We start from the raw sequence: 23,017 nt of genomic DNA on the forward strand, positions 1-23,017 counted from the left end.
AACCGAAATATAGTGAATAAGTACCACTAGTTTGACTAGTAAAAAAGTTTTATATATTCTTTTAATAGGTACATATTTCATATGACGGAGATGACAAGATGAGGAAGATTCTACAGAGTAAATTGGGCAGAAAAATAAGTGCGATTGTTGGTATTCTATTATTGTTAGTTGCAATTATTAATCTAGGATTTATGTATTACTCAATAAAAACAACAGCTACTCAATCTATCTCTGAATTTACTACATTAAATGCTGAGAATATATCAAAGCATTTTGATGGAGAGGCTTATGAAAGATTTCTCACTAATCAATCAGAAAGCAATGATTACTGGGATTTACGTAATCAATTAAATGATTTCCGGGAAAAAACGGGGGCATTGTACGTATATACGATGGAAGTAACGAATGACAAGAAAGTTAAAATCCTTATAGATGGACAACTTAAGGATTCCAAAAATGCATCAGAAATAGGCGAATCAACTGCTAGTAATACATATTCTCAGGTTGGAACTGTCTTAAACGGTGAACTTGCACATACCGATATTAATCATGATCCTGAATATGGTGATTATGTTTCAGCATTTGCCCCGATAAAAAATAAGGATGGCAAAATTATTGGAATTTTAGGTGTAGATACATCCGCGAAAAAGGTAACTAGTATCGTTAACCATGATATAGAACAATTAGGTACTATCTTTTTTGTCTTGATTATAGTTATTTCAGTCATTGCCTCTGCTATGGTTTTTCTGTATCTGGCTAAATTAATGCAGCCTTTAAATATACTTAATAGGGCATTTTCATTAGCAACTACCGGAAAATTAAGAGAAGGTAAGCAATTATTAAATGAGATCAGATTAAAACAGAAAGATGAGATTTCTCATTTACATAAAAGTTCTCTTGAAATGTTCCAGGGAATCACGGAGATATTAAATAAGGTTACAGAATCATCCCAGCAACTTGCTTCTTCCTCTGAACAATTATATGCAAGTGTGCAGGAAGCAACTGCAGCAAGTGAACATGTTTCAGGTTCTATTCAAAAAGTGTCTGATGGTACAGGTAAACAAACAAAAGACATCGCCTATTCCGAAGAATCGCTTTCCAAAGTTGGGAATGAGGTTGAAAAAATCAATTCAGAAACAGCAAAGGTCAAGGATATCACGGTTAGTGCAAATGATTATGCTGCAGTCGGTAGCTCTGATATAAGAAAAGTAGTGGAGCAAATGAGTAGCATCCAACAATCTGTTGAAGATACAAATAATAAAGTACAATCCTTAAATCAAAGTTCACTTCAGATAGGTAAAATTATTGAAATTATTACTCAGATTGCCGAGCAGACAAATCTTCTAGCGTTAAATGCAGCTATTGAAAGTGCGAGAGCTGGAGAAAGCGGTAAAGGATTCGCCGTAGTCGCTGGAGAAGTAAGAAAGCTTGCGGAACAAACTCAAGAGTCAGCTAAGCAGATAGGAGGCTTTATTCATATGATGCAACAGGATGCTGAAGATTCCGTTAAACTTATGAATCATGTTTCCGAAAATGTGGAGGCTGGAGTCCAGCTTACTATGGAAAGTGAAAATAAATTTAAAAATATCCAATCACAAGTGGAACAGATTTCTAATAGAATGGAAGAGTTATCAAGTATAGCTGCGGAAATTTCAACAGGTACCGAAAAAATCTCAACTATCAGTAGTGAAATAACGCACCAGGCTACGGAGAATAGCAAATTGTCAGATGAAGTGGCGGCTGCAACTGATGAGCAATTAGCATCTATGCAAGAAATTTCATCTTCGACTCATCATCTATCCAATCTTGCTGAAGAATTACAAGCACTTGTTAAACGGTTTGAATTATAAATCTGTATTCATTCAAGATTCATAGAAGTTGTGAATAAAGGGTTGCTCCAGCAGCCCTTTATTCTGCTTTTCCGAATACATATTACTTTATTAGACTGAGACATTTGTGTTCATGTCATTGAGAAGTACCCTTCTCATCTTATACTCTGGTATAAATTAGGGAAAACAACTAAACTATATTAGTACTAAAATCAATTAAAAATGAGGTGTACTCCTTGCAAAAGGAAAAACAATTTCATTCCGAAAACTGCCCGTGATGCCCTCAAAGGCTTCGGCAGTCGCAGTTTCGGAAACACCGATAAGGATGAAATGGAGCGAATTACCTACTAATGATTCGCTCCTTTTGTTACCTGCATTTGGCGTGAATGTCCTTATTGCTATTTCCATATGTTTATTCAAAACTCAAGAACCGTACCCATGTTTGAGTACCTTTTTTAAAGAAGCTCGTCTAATTGATATATCCGTGCTTTTCCTTGACCAAAGCCAGGTAAGTTTAGTGCTTTTATTATATTTGTCATAACCATCCTGGAATCGAGATGAAGGAATTTTTGAAGATCACGTTTGGTAGTGTTAGTTTGGATTAAAAGTGTGTAGTCTTTTAAAGTGTCTGAATGAGCAGTTTTTGAGGAATAGGAACATGCTGTGCATACCCAATTTCCAGCAGATCTTTTCATCGGGATGGATGAGCACTTCGGGCAGTGAACTCCAGTTAATAACTCACTTTCATCGATGTTGAATTTTTTTAATACATCGTAGTCTTCAGATAAATGATTTTTAATAAGAAGCCTGGACAGCTTTGTTATATCCTTTTTCGTTATACTTTCGTTATGGTACATCTGCTCATATTTTTGGAATTCAAATATTAAATTGCTACTGCGAATGATCCATTGGTATTCCTTGAACGGACCGATTGTTTTGATGATTGTAGAAGGATTGCTGATGATAATTAAAGGAAGAATCGGAATATTTGGGAACTTGTGCCGTTTTAGCCATTCTCTCCATTGAAGTTGATGTCGTTTTACCTGAATGATTGGATCTTGATATGCTCTTTCTTTGTCGCCATTTCGATGGATAAGTTGCTGGAGTCGATGGTCGAATATGATGGTTCCGCCGTGGCTTTTCACCTCTATAATTGCGATGAATGAGGAGCTTAGGATTAGTGTATCGATTTGAAAATGGTGTTTTTGATTGTTAAGCAATCTTAAGGTATGCAAAATATGGTACTTTTTATCATTTAAAAAACTTAGATGGTAATCTAATGACTCTTCTCCGTAGTGCCCCGATCTTCTTCTAGCCAATTCGTCGAGAATCACTGACCTTTTCGGATGTAAAGGAGGTATTCTTCTGTGTAAAGCCTCCAATTTTCTTATCTTAATAGGAAAATCCCGTTCTTTTACAATCATTTATTCAACTCCTTTTGTGTAATATCGACTATATTCTACTAAAATCTTCAAAATCCCTCCTAAACTGAACGAAATGTCCATGGAACTGCATCATTCTGGCATCCAATTGCACGGACTAAAAGAGAAACTACATCATTTTACACGCGAACTGCACATACAACATAAGACGGAGGAATACAAATGGACAGTTCTCCCATTTCCTAAAAGAAACAAGAGAACCGCCCCATATTCCTACTAAAAAATACTGCCGAAATTATTTATTTTCCATTTGCCCTTTTCTTTCATAAAGGTAGCAATGATTGTTGCCGTATCATCATAACCACACGGAACGGTAAACTCCACTTTGCGTGTATTTCCCTGTTTGTAAATAATTTCTGCTTTTGACTTATTCCAATCAAGTATCGAACCCTTATCTGCATCAGGTTGAATCATTTTCCCTTTATACTCAACTAAATGATAATTACTAAATGCCTTTTTAATTGCACTGCTGGAATAAGCCTGAGCTAAATAATTGGTCAGTTTTGCTTTTGTATTTACAACCGGACACAAGTAACGATAGTAATCGCCCTTATACATTAAAGATCTTGCATTACATTCTCCAGATTCTACATTCCAGTAAATATTTTTTCCTTTTATCGCCAAATCAACTGCTTGTTTAGCAGTGAGGTCTCCCTTAGATACCGGCTCAACATACCCGTATTTTTTAAATCCATCATTAATAAATTTATATACCTGCACTTCTTGGTTTGCATCAAAATTCCAGAATCCACTTCTATGCATTTTTAATGGTACCTTTTGAAGATTCTTAAAATAGCTTTTGTAGCTTGAGTCATACTGAGCTTTTTTTACCTTTTTGCCACCTATAAAGTAATAGGTATATTTAGGCTGTACCTCATTATTTACTTCTTTACGAAAGAGTTTTTTTGCTTACAAATTTCCTTTGCTAAAGATTATTTCATAGATTGCCTCTGTCCAAGCATTATATCTTCCCGTATAATCAGAACCAATAAATGTATATTTCTTTGTTTTTTTATCGCTATATAACTTTAAACCTTCTATTGTCGGTAAGCCTATATTCATATTGCCTTTAGTATCTCGTTCGAGTCCAGAAACACCGTTATCCCCTGTGAATTTAATGTTAGATACTTTATTATTTTTAAAGGTGATAGCCATGTTTATTGGTGAAAATATTTGTGCTTCTGATCCTCCGAACAATTCGGGAATTCCATCCCGATCTAAATCAACGAGAAAATACCATTCGTTTGGTTCATTGTTCTTTTCCTTTACATAACTTAAAAGATAATCCTTGTATTTATTTTTGGCAGTGGCTAGGCCATTGTTCGTTGCTGCAGATATGGGTGATGTGACTAAAAAAAGTGCCACAATAATTAATAGGATTTTTTTCATACTTACACTCTCCATCTATATAATGATTTTATCCTCTAGTAATTTCTTACTATATTATACTACTACAGGTAAATTGTGTAAAAAATATAATAAATCCTATTACTCTTCCTACCTAGAGTTTTTTAGGGATAATTTCCAATTATTTTCCTCACTCCCCTTACTGTTGGATACATAAACCAATTTTTAATAATATTTCCCTCAAAATATTAAAGTTGCCAACCTTTCCTAAAAATATCTTATTACTATGCCGATAAATATAATAAAGGTCTGAAGACCACAAAAATGGAGGAAGAAATTCTTAAATTATTTAATTGTTTCTACTTTTTACAAACGCCAAATGATAGGATTATAAGATAATAGATTGGAGCTGATAATCAATATGGAGAATAAAAGTAAATCAAGAGGTTGGCTGATTGGAAAGCTTGGTAATCAAAGCCAGCTGGAAAAAAGTGATGAGCAAGAAAGCATATCCGCTATTGCTACTGAGTTAGTACAAACCTTTCCAGAGGAAATCGAACCAACAGATACTACCAACACGAAAAACCTTTTTTCAAAAGAGAATCAAGACAAGGTTTCATTAGATATAATCGTTTCATTGGAAAATATGCTAAAGGATCGCCAGCTTATTCTTTATAAAAATAAAGATTTAGAGGAGCAATTGTATTCCTTAAATGAAATCATCAGTCGTTTAAAGCATGAGCAAATGAAGAAAGACCAGCTTTTACAAGAAAAAAGTAAGGAATTAAGTGTTATCGAAGGCAAGCTTACGAAGAAACAAATGAGCTATGATCAGCTATTAGAAGACTATAAAGACTATCAAAATACTTCTAATTTGGAATATGAAAAGGTTTCCAATCTACTAGAGATAGAGAATAATAAATATAATAGACTTTATGAGGAATCTACTGCTATTCAGCATCAGCATATCCAAAAAATTAATCAGCTGGAAGAAAGAATCCGCGAATTAGAAGTAGAGAATCAAAATTATCTGGAACAATACCGTAAAATTCAAGAGGAAAAAAATCAGTTAATGAAGTCAATCAATGATTTTACAGAACGGATGTCATTCTCGTTCTCCCATTCAACTGATTCTTCTAGCCAAACCGAATAGATTACTATTTACAGTTTTATAGAAAGGCGGATCCCCATGGAAATCTACCATGGAAAGTTAATGGAACTAGTATCCATTGAAAAAGAATACCATCACTCTTACCTGCAAATTAACTTATCAATGGACCAGGATGAATTGCTTTTTTGGGAGATTGACCATGAGACTGCGGAGAATTTAAGAGCTGCTACTACTTTTGATGATGATAAATATATGTACAGATTGTCTTTCCATTCCTGGGAATCTGGCGAAAATCAATACATAAGCTATGTCACGAGGACGTATAGAGAACAAAGTGACAAAATCTATTTTTCATGCTCAAAGGAGTATAAAAATAACCTATCAGCCATTAAGCGCATCTATGACTCAAGTAAGCTTCACTCTCTACCTTTTCTTATGAGCAAGATTCCCGGTAATGATGGTAATAATGAAGCAGCTGAAAAACAAAGACAAGAACAGGCTAAATCTGGCCATCATTCATTAGCTTGGTTTTCTGTTGCTGTTATTACTGCTATTTGTATCACACTGGTACTATACGTTGGCAATTCGGACCTCATTAAAACCGTATTTGCTCAAAAACAATATGTCAATGCAGTTAGTAAGGAAAAAGTAATTAGGGTGGAAAGCCAAAAAGAAGCGGTAGAGCCTTCGGTAAAAAAACAAGCACCAACGCAACACTCTATTACGAAGTTCTTCACTCTGGATCTCCAAAAGAATTCAAGCTATAGTGTGCCCGATGGTTATGTAGCACTTACCTTTGATGACGGCCCGTCAAGATATTCAAAGGAGATTGTGGATATATTAAAGAAATATCATGTAGGTGGAACATTTTTTTATATCGGTCAAAATGTGAAAAAATATCCAGAATCTGTGCAATATACTCATAAGAATGGATTCGTGATTGGCAACCATTCTATGACTCATCCGGAGTTCACGAAGCTTTCCTATGAAAAACAGGAGAGGGAGTTGCTAGAAACCAATCAATTAATTAAACAAATCACACACGAGCCTGTTCGGCTTTTTAGACCGCCCTATGGTTCAATCGACAATAATACACGGAAATTATTGAATAATCATCATTACAAGATGGTTCTTTGGAATAAGGATCCTAGGGATTGGCAAAACCACGATCCAAAAAAAATTGTTCATTATATAAAGAGCAATCACCCCTCAGGGTCTATCATTATTCTGCATGAATCCGAGGCAGTAGTCGATGCTTTACCAAGTATTATTAATTACTTAGAAAGCCAAAAAATAAAAATAGTTAACCTGGAATAGTAGTACGGATAGTGCCAGGCACCCCTCAATCATTATAGTGGTGTCTGGCACCACTTGCTTCTAAATAGTTCCCATGCTCTCTAAAATAATTTTTGCATCTGAGTTTAAATACTCCAACACATCTTCTTTTAGAAATAAGGCTATATTATTCTTTAATACAATCCTTATCCCACTCACATCAAATTCGGATGCATAGAGATTTACCTTACTAATAATCGCAAAGTCATCTCTATTAAGTGGTTGTTGGTTCGATTCATCTGTTAAAAAGTCTAAAACTTTACTCGAATTGCCTTTTAAACGATGTTTATTTTCACTTAATAATTCTATATTTTCTTCTATGTAAATTCGTGCCGTAACAAGATCGTATCTTTCCATGCTATCATTAATTTCAGAAATCAGTTCTATTAGCTCCATGTCTATATCCTCTCCCCCATATTTATTCGAGAGTATATTCATAAATCCCACTTTCTTATTATCGACTAAGGTTTTGAATATTTTAGAGAATAGACACAGATTTAACATAACAAGAGGACGGTCCTCTTGATTCTATTTATGCCAGCGGGCACATATTCCCAAATTTGTGAAAAAAGCAGTGATTTCATTACTTTAGAGGACAGACGTCCCGCTAATGGCCTAAATGGCACCATTTCAAGTCATTTTTTGATCAATAGCGGATCCTGTCTCCACCATGCTCTCCAATATCGCTGTTTTATTGAAAATAAGAGATCCTGTGTCCTCAAAGAAAACAGGTTAAGGTTCGCCACCACTTTTTAATAGGAAAAAGGAGCAATCAACCTACTATAATAGATTGTTCACTCCTTTACTATCTATACAACGTTATGAATCCTTTATTCCTCCAAAAACAGTAGCTTCAAACGTTCATCCTTCCGCATGCTCCTCCTGAGGAACCAATATCTGCCCTTCTTTTCCAACCTTGAGCAAAGTTTGCATGATTGTTTTCGATAATTGACTAGGTTGGTATGGCTTTACTAAATAGGCCATTGCTCCTAGGGAAATGCCTTTTTCCTTTTCATCAAGAGCGGTAGAGATGATGATAGGAATATGTTGTAATCTGCTACTTTGTTTAATTTCCTGCATGATTCTCCATCCATCGAATTCATCATCTTCTAGTAAAATATCTAAAACGATTGCATCTGGAATGGTTTTATGTAAAGATTGGAGTCCATCCGCTCCATTATTGTGATAAATAACCTGGAATCCATTTTCGACAAGCTCGTGTTTGATCAATTCGGCCAGACTTTTATCGTCCTCGATTAGTAAAATATGATAGCCTTCTGTGGATTCCCGCATATCATTTTGTTCCATGTCCATCTCTTTACTTAGTGCTGCAGGCAATAAAACCGTAAACGTACTGCCACTGCCTAATGTCGATTGAACGGAGATTTCCCCATCGTGGTTCTTTACGATCTCTTGTACGATAGATAGGCCGAGCCCTGTTCCACCTATTTTCCTTCGATCTGAATTATCCACTCTATAAAACTTCGTAAATAATTTATTCATAGCTTCTTCCGGAATTCCTAATCCATGGTCTATGATCTCGACTTTTACCTGCTGATCAATGTATGTTAACTTGACCTTTATCATTCCACCATCAGGGGAATACTTAACAGCATTATTGATCAAGTTTGTAAATACTTGCTCCATTTTCTCTCTATCCCCGAGAATAAATGGCGGTGGTGAACATGGTTCGAGAATGATTTGATGCAACTTTGTACTAACCTGCTGGGCTTCGATTACTTTACTGAGCATCGGCAGTAAATTGAAATATTTTTTCTCATAGGTTTGTTTTCCTGCTTCCATTCTTTGGACATCAAGAAAATCATTAATGAGCGCTGTTAAGCGCTTGGATTCATTCCAAATCGTTGTTAAATACTTTTTCTGCCGCTCAGGCTTCAATTCACGGTTGATCATTAATTCTGTAAAACCGAGAATGCTGGAAAGCGGAGTTCTTAATTCATGACTAACCGTGCTAACAAATTCGGATTTCATCTGATCCACTTCATATTCTTTTGTAATATCGCGATGAACTAGAACGGTCCCAATTTTTACCCCATCATGATATAGCTTTTTGCTATAGACTTTTATTACTTTCTGTGAACTTTCTAACGTATAAATAAAGGTGTCTAATTCAGAATTGGAATGCAAGGCATTTTCCAAAAATAAAACAATTTGTTTCTCCTTTACTTTCTCTTTCACAAATTCAATCCATTCTTCCCACGACATCCCTAAAAGAACGTAATCCTCACATTCAAGTAGCTCCTGCAAATGATCATTGATTTGCAGCGTCCGCCCATTTTTATCAATTAGCTGGACCCCTTCTTGAAGTGTATTGAGAATATCCTGATTTTGCTTCCGATCCTTTTCTGACTTTTGGAAAAGGGAAATTTTATCGAGGCTAACCCCAACACTATTCGAAAGTGCCAGGAACTCTTCCATTTGTGATTCCTCAAAAGGAGATCCATACCTGGTAAAAATCATGACAGCAATCAAATCTTCATCGGATGAAAGTACTGGAAGGTAAAGATCATATCCATAAAAATCTCCTTCATGGTAGCCCTTTTCGGAAACATCCAATTTTCGTTTGAAGGAATAAGGCCTTTTGGTGATCCTTAGCTGTTCACACAAGCTATCTTTCATATTTTGCAAAAATTGATTTGCACCACTAGGTGAAATACCGAATGAAGCATAAGCTGGTTCCTCTGCCAAAGCGATAATCCCTTTATCGGCTTGAATGATCTTGCACATATTCACCACGCTGCTATCCAATAGATACTGCAAATCGATGTTGCCCGAGAGCTGATTGACTAATTTGTTTCGATTTTTTAACTTTTCACTGTTCTCATTCAGTGTTTGCATAGCGTTTTGAAGCTCGGCCTGCTGTGCTTGAAGTTCATCCTGCTGCGCAATAAGCTCTTCATTATGAGCTAATAGATCCTGTTCTTTTTCTTGGACCTTTTCCACCATTTGTTGGAATGATTTTGATAGTAGTCCGATTTCATCTTCCCGCTTCGTTTCTAGTGAAATGGATACTTCTTTTCCGCTTGCCATTTCATTTGCAGCAATGGATAATCTCGCCAAAGGCTGGCCCAACTGCCTAAACATATACATCATAATTACTAATAGGATGACCATTACGATTAACACAAATAGCAGAAAGATTAGTTGAATATAAGATTGCATAGTAATAAGCTTTTGAAAATGGCTATCTAGACTATGGTCTAGATCTTGTATATAATCTTGCATTTGTTTTTGAAAAGTCGTGACTTTTGAGGTCACCTGTTCATTAGCCATCTTTGCTATCTCTTGTCTATTTCCAACTTTATAATTGGAAATTACTAACGGCAATGTATCTTCAAAATAGAAGCTAGTGAATTCATTGACATTATCCAAGAATTTTTCGTCATCATCTGTCGTCGTAATTTTTTCGAACTTTTTTGCCGACCTTTTGATTTTTTTCTCTTGTGCAAGCGCACTATCCTTCATACTTGCACTTCCAAATGCTAAATATCCTCTAGCATCAAAAAAAGCTTGATTAAAGTCCACATTAATCGCCTGGGCAATTTTTTCCTTCTCGGCTATTTTACTCCGCTCTTTATAATTGTCAGTATTTAGCATATGATGCACCATTAGAAGAGCGGCGGCTCCTATGACAAAGAAGACAAAAAAGCATCCCATTAATATTATAAACCGCCTGGACAAACTCTTTTTGTTAATTTTCATAGAGGATTCCCTCGATTTTCGCTAATAATTCAATAGGACTAAAAGGTTTCGCCATAAAAAAGTTCGCCCCTGCATCGAATACCTTTTCCTGTTCAAACTGCTGGCTTTTTGCAGAAAGCATAAGAATTTTTAAGTGGTGGTCTTTTTGCTTTTCTCTAATATATTTAATGACCTCTATCCCGGAAACCTTAGGCATCATATAGTCCAAAATAAGCAAGTCATATTTATTTTCTTCTAAGTATTGGATTGCTTCCTGACCATCCTCTGCTTCTTGTACCGCGAAATCTTGGTCCTCCAGAGTATCTGTAATCAGCATTCTTAATACTTCTTCGTCTTCTGCTAGTAAAATTCGTTTCATTCCCTTATTCACCCTTATATGTTTTTCTATTGATCGTTCTCATCTGATTTTCTTTCTGTGAATCAGCTGCATAATTCTAGCTTGCAAGTCTGCTATTTCAAATGGTTTTGTCATATAGTCATCCGCTCCGAGCTTGAGAGCTTTTGCTATATCCTCCTGGCTATTTCTTCCTGTCAGCATAATGACCAATACCTTCTCATGTTTCTCTGTTTCTCTTACTTTTTGTAAAATATCCAGTCCGTCCATGATAGGCATCACCCCATCTAAGATCAGAAAATGCTCCCCTTCTATTTCAAGATGACTGGAGTCAAAGAATACATGACCATTTTCGAAGACCTGTATATTTATTTCATATTGACTTATCTCTAATTCTTGTAAACTCTTCGCAAGCATAGAGCGAATAATTGGATCATCATCAATAATGGATATATATAACTTTTTCTTTTCCAATTCTGTTGATGGTTCATGGAAGCATTCCACTCTTGCTCGTCCTAATTCCTTTGCTTTGTATAAAGCCTTATCTGCGGCACTTATCGCAGACTCTATAGTTGTATCCAGTGTAGAGATCGTATGAATGCCAGCGGAAAAAGAAACATACGTGTCTTCTCCATCTATCTCAAAGCGCTGTTTAGAAAAACGCTCCAATAATCTGGTGACTATCTCATTCGCTTTTTGTTGCTCCGTATTTTGAAATAGAATGATAAACTCTTCTCCACCATATCTAAACACAGTATCAAAGCTTCGTGTATTTTCTTCTAAGAATGAAGCAAACTGTGAAAGCACCTTATCCCCTGTGAGATGCCCGTAGCGGTCATTAACTTTTTTAAAATAATCAATATCAAGAATAGCAAGGCTAAATGGTTGGCTAAAACGATTCAATTCATCCATGCTGACATCAAAAACAACCTTTAAGTATTTTCGGTTATAAACATTCGTTAGCTCATCCAATAATACGGATTGGTCATAAATTTTCTTTCTTTGGAGATGGCGTTCAATATGAACAGCCAATTCTTCAAGATCAATCGGCTTCGCAATAAAGTCATCTGCCCCCATTTTGAAGGCATTTATTCGAGTATCTCGATCATATAAAATACTCATCATAATGATCGGAACGAAAACCTTGTTACTATGACTCTGTAAATCTCTTAGGATTTCAAAGCCATTTTTATTCGGTAAATTCACATCTAAGACAACACAATCGGGATGCAGATCAAAATACTGGGAGATTGCTTTGTCGGAGTTAGAATTCGTAATAACCATCCAGCCTTGCTTCTCCAGAAAATCCTTCAATATAATAAGCAAAGAAATATCATCATCAATAATTTGGATGAGCGGAATATTCTCGCGACGAAAATGCTTTTTTCCAACCTCGATTTCCTCATAATGGTCATAGCTAAAGGTGAGCTCCATTAATTCGGATAGAAATTCGCGCAGCTCCCTTCTCTCCCACTCTTCTTTATTACGGTCCTTCATTTGTTCCAGCAGCACTCCTGATACCTGAAGAATCCCTCCAAGCTGAAGTGTTCCCGACGTTCCTTTTATAGAATGTATGAAGCGATACACTTCTGTATTAGGAATGCTAGTTTCTTCACCATCTTCAAACCATTGAACGAATTGCTCTTTGATTTTTTTAAAAAATACTTTTCTATATTTAGATAGGTCCATATATTCCACTCCGCTAAAATAAAATTTATCCAACTGAGAAATTAGAAAAGCTTCAAAGGGCTCGTCAACATAAGCAATAGATGAATGTTCATTAGCTTTCCGTCTACAAAAGCAGTAACCAATAACAAAAGAGTGGTATTCACAAATAAAACACACAACCACTTCAATAGGACTGTGTGTTTTTGGTTTCCATTTCTCTTTCAGTTGCAAGGCATCACTCATACTTTAACTTTGAAGCTTTGCGCTCCTATATATCAATAAAATTGACATTTTTCAATGTAAGATTTATTTACTATTTTCAGAACAAAATCATATCACACAAAACGACATAAATCTACTAGATGCGACAAAAATAAGGGACGAATCCGAAGTTTAAGAACTTGAGATTCGCCCCTTTGTTCCAGCTAAAATTTCAATTTTTTTAGACTTTGACCATCTATATAGAAAGGTTGGTCCGAAAAAATAGTGCCTAGCACGTAGAGCTCTACATGACAAAAGCAGTGAGGCCATCCCACTGCTTTTGTCGTTATATTCTCAATAAATGATAACCGGCTCATATTGTTCAAGATTGTCGTACACAGCTTTCATAATACTTGGAGGAGTATTGACACAGCCACCAGAACCATGCTCAAGGTAGGCGTCACTTGCCCAGTTGGTTCTCCAATAAGCATCATGGAACCCGCAGCCACTATTCGTAAAAGGTGCCCAATAGTTGACTTTAATCGAATAATTCGGGTTACCTACTTCACTGCCTCGAAGGATCGATGGTGCCCTTTTATACATGATGTACCACACACCCTTTGGCGTATCTTCATTTGTATTATGTCTGCCAGTAACTACATGTGTGGTGACTTGCAGTTTGCCATTTTTATAGATCCATATACGTTGGTCCTCTATGGATACTTCCGCATATGTGTCGCCAATGCCATTGTTTGTGGTTGTATGATAGCCAACACCATTCACGTTCCAGCCTATTCCATAGACATTATAGGCAAGAATCGATGTAGTTCCTTTATCAAAAGCTTCTTGAATCCGTTTCGCTTCCTCGGTGACATTTATCGCCCAGCCATAGGTTTCCCCTTTTATGGATATTACTTTACCTGAATGAGTTTTAAAGGTGTAATTTTTACCGAGAGTGGATTGTGTTCGATTAATATCGGTAAGCTTTTTCTCAATCACATCCATATCCATTGTATACTTCATGGTTTTAGACACCGTTGCATTCTTAATGACTCCACTGCCTTTAAAGGAATAGACCTTGTTCTGCACTTTATAATCGACCGTTCGCCCGATGAGCTCCTGCAGCTTTGCCTTTTCCATTTCCACACTCGGACTGTCTTCCTTGATAGGCTGTAAGTATACGGCTTTTAAGCGGACTACACTATTATATTCGTGTTTGCTGTAATCCTCTAGTAACTTTGCTACATCATATCGCTCTCCTGCCTCGCTTTTCAAAACAATGATTTTCCCTTGTTTCAACTGGGCATGAGCGTCTTTTGGAGCTTTTAAGCTCTTATTCATCGATAGGAGCTTTTTCTCTAGTTTCTTTTTCATCGTTTGGCTTCGGTTTTGATCCGCGTTGACCGGCAGCAACGAATAACTTTTTACCTTGAAGGAAGGAAAAAACGTTCTCTGTTTTTTTAATAGGTTTTCAACTTCTGGCAGGTCCTTATCGGTAAAACCCGCCTTCGTAGTTTTTCCTTTGAGAATAAGCCTCTCCCCGACATAGACATCATTTTTTAAGTTAGATTCCTTTAATTTTTGAATTGCTTTTTCAGCGGTCAATCCACCCACTTTTGTATCATTGATCATGACTTTAGCATTAAAATGGGTGCACTGATAGTAGAAAATAGCACTTAACGCGAGGATGATAACAACCATCGTACTACTTAATATAATAATATGCTTTTTACGCATTACTTCACCTCAAAAAACTGCATTCGTTAACAGATTAACAGAATGCTAATCGGATACTACGTATCTATTGTATGAGAGGAAATGAACAAAAATTCTAATGTATATATATCAATTATGCAGAAGTTGAAGTGAGTACAACGGTTTCTTACGATATCGGAGTAAGTGGGTGATTTGGGTAATGAAATGAAGAGGATAAATCAATATTTGCAAATGTTTTGGAATGCAATTAGTCTAATCAATATTGCTTAGCAATACAAACCGATTAGAACTAAATAATATGAAAATCGAGGGATAAGACAGTGGAGAGGATTCCTTATTATTTTAAAAAAAGTTCCAATGAAAACAACAATACCTATACCTAAAAAAAACCGCTACCACATGTCAACAAAATTATAATTCGGATGGTTCACTGCCACTATTGGACCCAACTTTCTGAAACAGACCACACCCACTCTAGTTTAGAGATCTAAAAAATCTCATGAAGAATTAATATTATTCCAAGTACGATCTATGCTATTCTCTCCTTCCAAAAAATATGTGTTTTACATTTTTTTAAGTTTCAAACTATCTCCTAACCTTTGCTTCTTTCGTTCATTGTTCCGAAATACAGCCAGAGATTCCGCCACACGGCTAGCATTAAAGAAGCCCTATAGGATTTTCCCTACAGAGATTTTAAAGGAACAGTAGCTATGTTTCCTTTAAAATGAATATTCCCCCAAAAAAACAGGAAAAATAACTAATGCTAACAATGGCTGGATTCCTGTGAGAACAGAACAAAATGTTTGCCTTACTTGTTTCGAATTTGCACAACTCTCCCTATCTTATGAGCAGCATATGTAACTGTTTCACTTTGTCCGCGAAATGGCGGATGCAGGAGCCAAAATAATGATTTTTTAAAAGGAAAGCTTGAATGATCACCACCAGCAACAGACCAAAAAGAGTTAGCGAATAGTAATTTGGAGGTACTGGAATGAGTGAAAATGATCAAAATCTTATATCTGGAGAGATTTCTCAACTTTGGGCCAATTACATGAACGATAGCATGGCCATTTGTATGCTATCGTACTTCAAGGAAAACGTGGAAGATCAGGAAGTTCTTCCAATAATCGAATATGCGCTTGAATTGTCTGAATCCCATATTGAAACATTGACCAATTTATTTCAAAAGCATAATTTCCCGATACCAATTGGCTTTACTAAAGAGGATGTTAATCTACAGGCACCTAGATTATATTCCGATATGTATTATTTATACTTTTTACAATTTTGGGGTGCAACAGGACTCAATGGATACGGACTATCACTACTATTAGCGGCTAACGAAGAGGTTATCCAATATTTTTCGAAATGTATAGATGAATCAAAGGAACTGTTAAATCGAACATCCAATATATTACTTGCAAAGGGAGCTTTTATAAAGACACCTTACATACCTATCCCCGAAAAGGTTGATTTCATTCACAAGGAAAGCTTTTTATCAGGGTGGTTCGGTGAGAGAAGACCATTAACAACCATAGAGATTGCAAACCTTTTTGCAAATAAGCAACGAAACATTCTCTTTCAAACAACATTGATTGGCTTTTCCCAGGTTGTAAAAGATAATGATGTCAGCAAAATTATCAAAAAAGGTCTGGAAATTCTCAAAAATAATATTGATACTTATGATGAGAAAGTCAGAGAAAGTCACCTGCCAGCTCCTGAACCATGGGATACATTGGTAACTACATCCACCACTTCACCATATTCGGATAAATTAATTTTATTTCACTTAGCATCTTTAATAAATATGGGTATAGGATTGTATGGAACCAGTCTCGGACTTAGCCCTCGAACGGATTTAAGTGCCCTTAATATAAAAATAATTTCCAAATTATTATTATTTGCTGAGGATACTACCAGTATAATGATTGAAAAAGGATGGATGGAACAGCCACCAAGCGCGGTAAATCGAAAAGATTTAGCCGATAATAAATAAACAAAGCTCCAGCAAAATAACAAAGGGAGGGTCTTTTTTCTTGTTTTTCCGTTCAAAACAAGAAAAGACCCTCCGACAAAAACAGGAAAAAAAGTATGCTCTTTTGTTATTGTTTTATCCGCAAGACAAAGCAATCATAAAAGGTCATACTTTTTGCTTTGAAGATGATGTTTTTCCCATGGTACACAAAGCTTTTTTTAATGTATATTATTCTTTCTAAAGTTACCACCTCTGACTTCCGCTACGTCATAAACGGTAACAAAGGATTTTGGGTCAATTTCATTGAGAATTTCCTTTAGTTTGGTTTCTTCCAATCGGTTAATGACACAGGTGATTTCTTTAAACTTTTCGTGTGAGAACCCTCCATAAACTTCGTTATACGTAGCACTTCTTCCTAAACGGTCCCGTATAGTTTCTACCAATAATTCGGGTTGAGTTGTGATTACTTTAAAGGTTTTAGAACCACTCAAACCTTCTTCCACTATGTGAATTACCTTTGAAGCAATAAAGTAAGCAATCGCCGAAAGAATTGCCCCTTGAAGACCGAATACGGTTGAGACGATGATAAATACAAATACGTTCAGGAAAAGAATAAAATCACTTGTCCCAAAAGGTAATTTTCGAGATAGTAGTACGGCAAGCATATCGATTCCATCTAATGCACCGCCATTACGCAAAGCTAATCCCATCCCAAAGCCAAGGATAATACCACCAACAACAGTGACTAACAAAGTATCTCCCTCAATAATAGCGGACGTATGATGAAATAATACTGTGCCCACAGCTAGCGATATAATTCCGATAATCGAAAAAAGCGCAAATGTTTTTCCAATTTGTTTATAACCTAACCAGATAAATGGGATATTAATAATAGCTATTAGAGCTCCTAATGGAAGGCCAAATAGTTCCGAACTAACAATGCTTAAACCGGTCACACCGCCATCTGAGACGTTGTTTGGGATTAATACCGTTTCTAGTCCATATGCAGCTATAAATCCCCCTATAATGACTAATAATCCTCGTAAAATAATTAGCAGTTTATTGGCTTTTTGTTTTCTGATTGAATTCATATGATTCCTCGCTTCCTTTTTATTAAATTGTACCACAAAAGTCCTGTTTTATTTTGCCCTGAAGTCTTGTAGAATACATGCGCCCATTAAGTGAAATTCTTGCAAACAAAAATTATATCTTTCATCCTGCATTAGATTATCAGTAATAAATAAGGCATTTCTTTGGAACTCAATGATTACAATATTTATCTACTTCTACATTTATAAGCATTTACAAAGATTAGAATTTCATGATGCGCAATAAAAAAAGCCAACAAAATGTTAGCTTTTGCTAATGTCTTGGTGCAAATAACATAACCAAAACTCCTAATAAACAGATACCTGCACCGAGCCAGTCATATAAATCAGGTGTTTTCTTATCCATACCCCATCCCCATAAAACAGATAGTATGATAAATATCCCGCCGTAAGCTGCGTATACCCTACCAAACGATGAGAAGGATTGGAAGGTGGCGATTACACCATATATAAATAACACTATACCTCCAAAAATCCCCCAGATCAAAGGTTTATCTTCTCTTAGCCATTGCCAAATAAGATATCCTCCACCAATTTCCGCAATCCCTGCTAAAATAAAAATTACTATTGCAATCATGTCCACCTTCTTGCTATTTAACTGCTAAGACCGTTTCTTAAAATTTATTCAAGCATCTTTTATTCTTCATTCTTATCCAAATGATATATTAATTGCACTACACCGGAGGAGAATGTTTTTGTTTCAACCATTTTCAAACCGACTCTCTTTTCAATATCCATAAACAACGGTTTTCCTTCTCCCAAAATAACAGGGTGAACAGATAATCGAAATTCATCCACAAGCCCTAAATTTATAAACGTTGTAATAAGACTTGAACCGCCATATAGCCAAATATCTTTGCCAGGTATACTCTTTATTCTATTGACTTCTTCCAGAATATTATCATGGATAAATATCGCTTTATTATCCCCTTTTTGCGTTCTGGAAAACACATATTTCTTCTTACTGTGAACTAGATCCCATAGTTCTCTTTCTGTTTCACTAGCATCCATATTTGGAGTATATTGTCCCCACAAATCGTAGCTTTTTCTTCCATAAAATATCGTATCAATTTGATTTAAGAAATTAGTAAACCCCATATCAGGGTCCATGATGCACCAATCGATTTCTCCATGTTTCCCTTCAATAAATCCGTCTAGAGTAACAGCTAAATCTAAAATTACTCTTCTTGTTCTTACGTTGGTAGACATTATTCTTCCTCCCCACTAAACAATGTATTTACATTATAGATTTCTCCATTATTCATGTACAAACCTGCTGTTTTTTTTAGAAAGAAAATTTTTCGAATAGCTTTATCCATAAACTGAATACAACAAAAAAAGCCGGCACTCGCAGTTGTACTCCTTTCCCTTTTATTTATCAAAACTTCCACACTAGTCAAAAAAGAAAATAGCCGCACATTCTTTTGGTAGAACCGCAGACAGTCATTCTTCCGTTACTATATGAAAAAAATACTCGAAATTTGGATTTTGTTGTAAAATGGGAGTAGGTATATTTTACTGGTTTTTGAGATTTTTTTTATTCGGGGGGATTTGTATGTTTTGGGTGACTTTACTAGTTATTATCATTGCCTTTGTCCTCGTTGGTTGGCTAAAACAACGAGGCAAAACAGCCAAACAATTGGATCCAATATCTCCCACCGCGATTCATGCCACGTATTCAAACAGCAATAGTACATATGTGGCCGACGGGACGAGTGATCGTTTTGTGATCAAAAAAGATGATCGCTTTGAATTTTTAATTGAAAATGGAATGATTGTAGCTTGCAAGGATAAGAGCCGACATTCGGATTTCATTTACTATACGGAGGGATAACATGGGACTGTTAGATTGGGCAACAGATAAAGTCCAGTCCTTTACTGGTGAGTCAGAAAGAAGAGCATTAGTCGAAGAAACAAAAACGATTTATAGCCAACACAGAGCTACGGTTGAATCGAAACTCATGATCATTAATCGGCTTATTAAGGAATTTAACCAAAAGATTCATTTCCTTAATATCTTTAGAAAAGAGAAGGTTAAGATCACCATTGATGCACTACATGCGTTTTTAAGCAAATTTGGGAGCCTTGAAAAAGCCAACCGGTTTGCAAATGAAGAGGAAAAAGAGATTCTTGATCTTCCAGATAAAAGGTTCGAAGAGATGGAAGATTATATTCAGGACATTGACTGGAGCAAGGATGAAGTGTTTAAAAAGACTTTTTTCAAAACGGTCTTTGGCGCAAGGTCGGAAACGAGAAAACAAAATCTCTCCATGCGAGAAGAGCTTCATGAATACAGGCTTGAAGCCAAAAGTACCGAAAAGAAGATGGATTTAAAAGAAAAGTCGGTCCTGTGGGACATGGAAATAAGTGATTTATATAAACGGAACATCCAAACGATTGATCAGACCGTAAAGGAAAAAATCCTTCCTGAAATGGAATTAATCGAAGCTATGATGGACGCTGAAGTGATCAAAAATTACATTCTTGCAAAACAAGAATTAGAGAATATCCCGATGAACAAAGATATTAGTCTATTAAAAGGAACGTTGTATGAAAAACATTATAATTTTATAAAAAATACCTTCCTTTTCTTCATCGTAAGTAAGAAGGTCTATAATACGCCGGTTCTCACGCGACTTTTAAATGAAAAGCTATCAAAGGAAGATAAGGTAGAGCTTGAAAAACAAGCCCGAATTCTAGAAGATCAAGAAACCGTGTTAAAGCAAAACATGGTTCAAGGAGCCTAAGCTATGGAATTGAAAGAAGTTGTTAAGCGCCGAAATGCTCTGGCAGAACAAGAAAAGAAAATTTATTTGAATGCCGTAACCCAGCTAAACACGCGATCAAAGGATCTGCTTACAAACAACTTTGGAACCCAGCTTGTTCATGCAAGTGTAAGAGATCTCTCAGGTCAAGTGGTCAGACGTTTTTTTAATTTGGGGGATTTATACATAACTGCCGATCAACTGGCAAAGCGAATCGTTCAGTTTGATTATAAAAATGAATATGATCCATTAGCCGGGAACAAAGAATATCAAAAAGAAGTCTATAACTATAATGATCGTGATAGTAAATACTATAATTCCACTCTAAAAAGCATCAATGAACGAAGTGCCGCTTCCGTTAAAGCCTTTCATGAGGGAGACCGCAAAGCAGAGCACTATTATGATCAAAATGGAACCGAATATACGAGTCGAACCGTTTATAAAACGAATGCCATTGACCCAGATAGTGACTATATGAAGGATGACTTAACGGGTAGGAAAGTCAGAAAGGAGACTATCCAGGGCGATCATGTAAGGGCTGTGAAAAGCGCCACCTATAATGAGCGTTACTTGGGTGAGGGCTATCGCCAAGAAATGGAGAAGGCTTATAACTCAGTAGAAAATATGCAATGGATCGATGGTAGAGCCAATATCGTTAAAGGAGCTGCCGCAACGCCAGAGGAAACCATTCAGAAATGGGAAAATGAAGACAGTGTAGCTCGTGACCATTTAATGAAAATGGGGTATTTGAATGAAGAAGGTAAAGTTCCTAAACATGTGAAGAAGGAATTAGAAAAAAATTATCGGCATATTGGAAATGTAGAAAGTCGCGCAGCGCTCAAGCATGCAAACTATAAAAAAATGGGCTCCGATGCCGCCAAGGACACGGGGAAAGCGGTTGGCAAAATTATTACAGGGCAACTCATTTATTACACACTTCCTCCACTTGTATATGAGACAAAAACGATTATTAAAAACCGACATATAACGCTGGAGACATTTTTTCCTGAGATTAAAAAAGCATCTAAACGTGTTATTCAATATGTATCTTCTAAGTTGAAGCAAATCCTGATTAACCTATCAAACAATGTCGTTAAGAAATTCTTGAAATCTTTCTTCGATATTTTGTTATCAATTTTAAAAAGCACTGTGAAGAAAGTGATGGGCCTAGTGAAAGATCTAGTATTGGCTGTCGTCGATTCGATGAAAATACTATTTAACAAAAGTGCAACCAAAGCGCAAAAAGCGGATGCCGTGTTTAATCTCGTCTCGGTGACAGTCACTAACGCTGTCGTCCAAGCCCTCATTGAGTATATAAGTAAACAGCTTGGGCTGCCAGATTTTGTGACGGAGGTTATTGAACTCTTAGCCATTGTCATCACTTCCAATATCGTCATGCTCATTTTACAAAAAGTAGATCTATTTGACGTCCGTTATGGCATCTTAGTAGCCAATCTTGAAAAGGTGTTTAAGGAGACAAGTGAAACATATGACCGAGAGCTTCAATTAGTGGAAGAGGCTACGGATCTGGAGGTAAGAAATATCTTGGATAAGGCGAGTAAAGAGATTGATAGTTTGGAAGAAAGGCTTGCAGATTTTGATGTGTATGCCGATTCCGCCACAGAGCATCTTGACCGAGTTAATAAAATGTTTAACATGAACATTGATTTTGAAAATGAATGGCTGCAATTCATGGCCGTTGCCCATACTAGCTAGGGGGAAATAGTGAATGCCAATATTAATCATAGTAATCATCGTCATTATTTTATTGTGGGGATTTGCCAAACTTAACAGTAGGTAGGCGAAGCGGGATGAAAGAAGAAAAATTTACGGATGCCCAATGGTGTCAAATTGAATTAGGTAAGCAGCACGGTCTAGAAGAGAAGCAACTTGCCTTATACGCTAACCCTGCCTTCAATGAAGAACAAATGGAACAAATCAGGTGGGGTCTCGAACAAGGCTTTCCAATGGAAAAACTTAAACTTTTGGCCGTGCCTCACTTCAATGTTGAACAAATTCGCGCTATATTATGGGCAATCGAGGCTGGGCTGTCAGAAAATAAGCTGCTGGAAATAGCCAATCCCTCGCTTTCTGCTGAAGAAATGGTGAGAAGGTTTTAGGGAGTACCCGATGAAAGACAAAATTTCGGATTTCCCCTGAAAAATGTCCTTCATCTACCGGATGAAAGACAAAATTTTGGTTTTTCCTTAAAAAATGTCCTTCATCTACCGGATGAAAGACAAAATTTCGGCTTTTCCTTAAAAAATGTCCTTCATCTACCGAATGAAAGACAAAATTTTGGTTTTTCCTTAAAAAATGTCCTTCATCTACCGGATGAAAGACAAAATTTCGGCTTTTCCTTAAAAAATGTCCTTCATCTACCGGATGAAAGACAAAATTTCGACTTTTCCCTTGAAAATGTCCTTCATCTACCGGATGAAAGACAAAATTTCGGCTTTACC

General features: G+C 36.3%; 19 protein-coding genes. 8 read left to right on the forward strand and 11 right to left on the reverse strand.

The features are described from left to right. Positions 1 to 1,220 precede the first annotated feature (1,220 nt). Positions 1,221 to 1,850 carry a methyl-accepting chemotaxis protein gene (locus KHA87_RS22640; RefSeq protein WP_481748371.1) on the forward strand — a complete coding sequence of 210 codons (630 nt, stop codon included), beginning with the start codon at positions 1,221 to 1,223 and terminating at the stop codon, positions 1,848 to 1,850. Positions 1,851 to 2,284: 434 nt separating this feature from the next. On the opposite strand, the gene KHA87_RS13470 is transcribed toward KHA87_RS22640, so the two are convergent. The 3 genes from KHA87_RS13470 to KHA87_RS13480 all read right to left on the reverse strand — a co-directional run bounded on the left by KHA87_RS13470 (position 2,285) and on the right by KHA87_RS13480 (position 4,660). Continuing rightward, positions 2,285 to 3,253 (reverse strand): nuclease-related domain-containing protein, encoded by a 969-nt coding sequence (locus KHA87_RS13470; protein ID WP_213094676.1) that lies wholly within the window; start codon positions 3,251 to 3,253, stop codon positions 2,285 to 2,287. A 234-nt stretch (positions 3,254 to 3,487) separates the two neighbouring features. Further along, a complete protein-coding gene (locus tag KHA87_RS13475; protein WP_213094677.1) occupies positions 3,488 to 4,033 on the reverse strand; it encodes a DL-endopeptidase inhibitor IseA family protein in 546 nt (181 codons plus the stop codon). A 147-nt stretch (positions 4,034 to 4,180) separates the two neighbouring features. Next, positions 4,181 to 4,660 (reverse strand): hypothetical protein, encoded by a 480-nt coding sequence (locus KHA87_RS13480; protein ID WP_213094678.1) that lies wholly within the window; start codon positions 4,658 to 4,660, stop codon positions 4,181 to 4,183. 379 nt (positions 4,661 to 5,039) lie between these two features. Between KHA87_RS13480 and KHA87_RS13485 the strand changes: the two genes are divergently transcribed. Together KHA87_RS13485 and KHA87_RS13490 are read left to right on the forward strand one after the other, a co-directional pair. Next, a complete protein-coding gene (locus KHA87_RS13485; RefSeq protein ID WP_249310391.1) occupies positions 5,040 to 5,771 on the forward strand; it encodes an AAA family ATPase in 732 nt (243 codons plus the stop codon). A 36-nt stretch (positions 5,772 to 5,807) separates the two neighbouring features. Continuing rightward, positions 5,808 to 7,046: a polysaccharide deacetylase family protein gene (locus KHA87_RS13490; protein ID WP_213094679.1), complete on the forward strand. Its 1,239-nt coding sequence runs from the start codon at positions 5,808 to 5,810 to the stop codon at positions 7,044 to 7,046. Positions 7,047 to 7,106: 60 nt separating this feature from the next. On the opposite strand, the gene KHA87_RS13495 is transcribed toward KHA87_RS13490, so the two are convergent. The 5 genes from KHA87_RS13495 to KHA87_RS13515 form a co-directional block, all read right to left on the reverse strand. Next, the gene (locus KHA87_RS13495; RefSeq protein WP_213094680.1) at positions 7,107 to 7,502 is read right to left on the reverse strand and encodes a hypothetical protein; all 396 of its coding nucleotides are present in this window, start codon (positions 7,500 to 7,502) and stop codon (positions 7,107 to 7,109) included. A gap of 423 nt (positions 7,503 to 7,925) precedes the next feature. Beyond that, positions 7,926 to 10,682 carry an ATP-binding protein gene (locus KHA87_RS13500; RefSeq protein WP_213094681.1) on the reverse strand — a complete coding sequence of 919 codons (2,757 nt, stop codon included), beginning with the start codon at positions 10,680 to 10,682 and terminating at the stop codon, positions 7,926 to 7,928. A 94-nt stretch (positions 10,683 to 10,776) separates the two neighbouring features. Next, entirely contained in the window at positions 10,777 to 11,145 is a 369-nt protein-coding gene (locus tag KHA87_RS13505; protein WP_213094682.1) for a response regulator transcription factor, read from the reverse strand. A 39-nt stretch (positions 11,146 to 11,184) separates the two neighbouring features. Next, entirely contained in the window at positions 11,185 to 12,810 is a 1,626-nt protein-coding gene (locus KHA87_RS13510; protein WP_213094683.1) for a GGDEF domain-containing response regulator, read from the reverse strand. Positions 12,811 to 13,344: 534 nt separating this feature from the next. Beyond that, a complete protein-coding gene (locus KHA87_RS13515) occupies positions 13,345 to 14,727 on the reverse strand; it encodes a L,D-transpeptidase family protein (protein WP_213094684.1) in 1,383 nt (460 codons plus the stop codon). A gap of 970 nt (positions 14,728 to 15,697) precedes the next feature. On the opposite strand from KHA87_RS13515, the gene KHA87_RS13520 reads away from it, so the two are divergent. Next, the gene (locus tag KHA87_RS13520) at positions 15,698 to 16,702 is read left to right on the forward strand and encodes a DUF3231 family protein (protein WP_213094685.1); all 1,005 of its coding nucleotides are present in this window, start codon (positions 15,698 to 15,700) and stop codon (positions 16,700 to 16,702) included. A gap of 197 nt (positions 16,703 to 16,899) precedes the next feature. Here KHA87_RS13520 and KHA87_RS13525 read toward each other — a convergent pair whose 3' ends face one another. From KHA87_RS13525 to KHA87_RS13535, 3 genes are all read right to left on the reverse strand, one after another. Continuing rightward, positions 16,900 to 17,772, reverse strand: a complete 873-nt coding sequence (locus KHA87_RS13525; RefSeq protein WP_213094686.1) for a YitT family protein — start codon at positions 17,770 to 17,772, stop codon at positions 16,900 to 16,902. A 271-nt stretch (positions 17,773 to 18,043) separates the two neighbouring features. After that, positions 18,044 to 18,367 (reverse strand): YnfA family protein, encoded by a 324-nt coding sequence (locus tag KHA87_RS13530; protein WP_213094687.1) that lies wholly within the window; start codon positions 18,365 to 18,367, stop codon positions 18,044 to 18,046. A 59-nt stretch (positions 18,368 to 18,426) separates the two neighbouring features. Further along, complete coding sequence (locus KHA87_RS13535) at positions 18,427 to 18,999, reverse strand: dihydrofolate reductase family protein (protein ID WP_213094688.1); 573 nt, start codon at positions 18,997 to 18,999, stop codon at positions 18,427 to 18,429. A gap of 346 nt (positions 19,000 to 19,345) precedes the next feature. On the opposite strand from KHA87_RS13535, the gene KHA87_RS13540 reads away from it, so the two are divergent. From KHA87_RS13540 to KHA87_RS13555, 4 genes are all read left to right on the forward strand, one after another. Then, a complete protein-coding gene (locus KHA87_RS13540; protein ID WP_213094689.1) occupies positions 19,346 to 19,624 on the forward strand; it encodes a hypothetical protein in 279 nt (92 codons plus the stop codon). A 1-nt stretch (position 19,625) separates the two neighbouring features. Further along, positions 19,626 to 20,537, forward strand: a complete 912-nt coding sequence (locus KHA87_RS13545; protein ID WP_213094690.1) for a hypothetical protein — start codon at positions 19,626 to 19,628, stop codon at positions 20,535 to 20,537. Positions 20,538 to 20,540: 3 nt separating this feature from the next. Further along, positions 20,541 to 22,271, forward strand: coding sequence for a hypothetical protein (locus KHA87_RS13550; RefSeq protein ID WP_213094691.1), 1,731 nt, complete (start codon positions 20,541 to 20,543; stop codon positions 22,269 to 22,271). Between the two features lie 95 nt (positions 22,272 to 22,366). Continuing rightward, a complete protein-coding gene (locus tag KHA87_RS13555; RefSeq protein ID WP_213094692.1) occupies positions 22,367 to 22,675 on the forward strand; it encodes a hypothetical protein in 309 nt (102 codons plus the stop codon). The last annotated feature ends 342 nt before the right edge of the window (positions 22,676 to 23,017 follow it).

The sequence above is a fragment of the Bacillus sp. FJAT-49736 genome (assembly GCF_018343615.1).
In the GTDB taxonomy this organism is placed as follows: Bacteria; Bacillota; Bacilli; order Bacillales; family Bacillaceae_C; genus Margalitia.